Origin of the sequence: Sinomonas sp. G460-2 (assembly GCF_047759905.1) — a bacterium.
GTDB lineage: Bacteria > Actinomycetota > Actinomycetes > Actinomycetales > Micrococcaceae > Sinomonas.
Window position 1 is genome coordinate 1 of sequence record NZ_JBKZWT010000435.1, and the last position, 2444, is coordinate 2444.

Here is a 2444-nt window from a genome sequence, read left to right on the forward strand (position 1 = left end):
GAGCTCCATCGCGCCCGGCAGCGCACGCTCCGCCCAGCCCGACTCGTCCCAGCCGTGCCCGAGCACAGTCCCAGACGTCGCCGAGGCGGCGCGGGCGACGGCGTCGAGCAGCTCTGTGGCGGAGCGCACCGTCGAGAGATCGAGGGAACGGAGCGCGAGGCCCGTGTCGGAGACGTGCACGTGGGAGTCCACGAAGCCAGGCGTCACGACCGCGCCGTCGAGGTCGACAGTCCGCACGGTAGGCCCCGCGATCGAGGTCGCTGCCTCCTCGCTGCCAACCCACGCGACGGTACCGCCGTCCACGAGCATGGCGGACGCGAGGGGGTCTGCGGTCGAGTACACCGAGCCGTTGCGATAGAGGGTGAGCTCGCGCTCCGAGGACATGCGGGGGCCTTTCTTTCGGATACTGGCCGGTTCGTTCCGGCCGGGGAAGGCGTCAGTCGGCGACGCTTGAGTACGCGACGACACCGCGCTTGATCGCATCGATCGCGGCGTGGCACAGTCGCCGCACGCGCGGCTCGGCGCCGGGCACGTCGGCGAGCTGGTCGAGGAGATCGATGACCTGCTTGACCCAGCGCACGAAGTCCCCTGCGGCTAGCTCGGTGCCCGAGAGGACGTTCTGGAGCTCGCGCCCCCGCGCCCACTTGTAGACGGGCCACACGAGGCCGAAATCGGGCTCGGCCGTCCGCGGGAGGCGGTGCTGCTCCTCGACGCCCTCGAGCGCGGCCCACTCCCTCAGCACGGCGTCGACGGCCACATCGAGGGAGATGCTCGGCATCTTGGGCGGCAGGCCAGGCTCGTCGCGCTTCGCCTGGTAGACCAGAACGCTCGCGAGGGCCGCGAGCTCGGCCTCGTCGACGTCGTCGAACGCGCCCGCCCTGAGGGAAAGCGCCGTGAGCAGGTCCTTGTCGCCGTAGATGCGCCGCAACTGCTGCCCGCGGTCGGTGACCCGGACGTCGCCGTCGACGGTCTCAAGGCACCCGTAGGACTCGAGGACCTCGCACACCCGGTCGAACGTCTTCGCGATCGTGTTGGTGCGCCCCTGGATCTGCTCGACGAGGCGGTCCGTCTCCCCGCGCAGCTTCGTCCATCGCTCCGCCCAGCGGGCGTGATCCTCGCGCTCGGCGCAGCCATGGCACGGGTGGGCGCGGAGCTGGCGGCGCAACTCGGTGATGCGCCGCTCGCTATCCTCGTAGCCCGCCGCGAACGCAAAGTCGCGGCGCGCTCTGCGTCTGCGGCCGGGGGCGTCCGGCCCCTCGGCGCGGGAACGGTCGACGGCGTGGCGCATCGAGGCGGCGAGGTCCCGGCGATCCTTGGGCCGCTTGGGGTCGAAATGCTTCGGGATCCGGATCCTCGCGATCGGCTCGACGGGGCCGTCGAGGTCCTGATAGCCGATGCGCCGGAGGTTGTGGTCGAAGGTCAGGACGTGCGGACGGGGCTCGCGCGCGTTGGTGTCCGCCGCAAGGACCACCGCCGAACCGCTGAGCCGCCCCTCAGTAAGCTCCACGACGTCTCCCGGCATGAGGCGCGCGAGCGAGTCCACGGTCATGCTCCGGCGCATGCGCCCGGCCTCGCGGGATGCGTACTTTTCCGCCATCGAGAGGTCCTCGCGAAGCCTCGCGTACTCCGAAAAGTCGCCGAGGTGGCACCTCATGGCCTTCTCGTACCCCGCAAGTGACTCCTCGCGCTCGCGGACCTGCCGCGCGAGGCCGACAACCGAGCGATCGGCCTGGAACTGGGCGAAGGAGCTCTCGAGGATGTCGCGCGCCCGCTTGCGGCCGAACTGGGCCACGAGGTTGATGCTCATGTTGTAGGTGGGCCGGAAGCTCGAGTTGAGCGGGTACGTGCGCCGCGAGGCGAGGCCCGCGAGGGCCGTCGGGTCGAGGCCCGGCCGCCACTGCACCACGGCGTGCCCCTCCACGTCGATGCCTCGGCGTCCCGCGCGGCCGGTCAGCTGGGTGTACTCCCCCGGCGTGATGTCCACGTGCGCCTCGCCGTTGAACTTCTCGAGCTTCTCAATGAGCACGCTCCGCGCCGGCATGTTGACGCCGAGCGCGAGTGTCTCGGTCGCGAAGACGGCCTTCACGAGCCCGGCGGCGAAGAGCTTCTCGACCACTTCCTTGAAGGTGGGCAGGAGCCCCGCATGGTGCGCGGCGATACCCCGCAGGAGCCCGTCACGCCACGACCAGAAGCCGAGGACGCCGAGATCCGCAGGTGGAAGGTCCTTCGCCGCCTCGTCAATCGCCGCAGAGATCGCGGCCCGTTCGGGCGGCGTGGTGAGGTCCAGCCCCGCGTCGACGCACTGCTGGACGGCCGCGTCGCAGCCCATGCGGGAGAAGATGAAATCGATCGCTGGGAGGAGCCCCTGCCGCTCGAGCGACTGGATCATCTGCGGCCGGCTCGCGCGGGTCCCTGACATCTGGACCCCACCCTCCGAACTTCCG

At 70.7% G+C, this 2444-nt stretch carries 2 protein-coding genes; both read right to left on the reverse strand.

The genetic code is table 11. The features are described 5' to 3' along the window. A partial coding sequence (locus tag ACLN58_RS21010; RefSeq protein WP_415857166.1) for an amidohydrolase family protein occupies positions 1 to 384 on the reverse strand: 384 nt, incomplete at its 3' end. 52 nt (positions 385 to 436) lie between these two features. Next, positions 437 to 2444, reverse strand: a 2008-nt coding sequence (locus tag ACLN58_RS21015; protein ID WP_415857167.1) for a DEAD/DEAH box helicase, incomplete at its 5' end; no start/stop codon positions are given.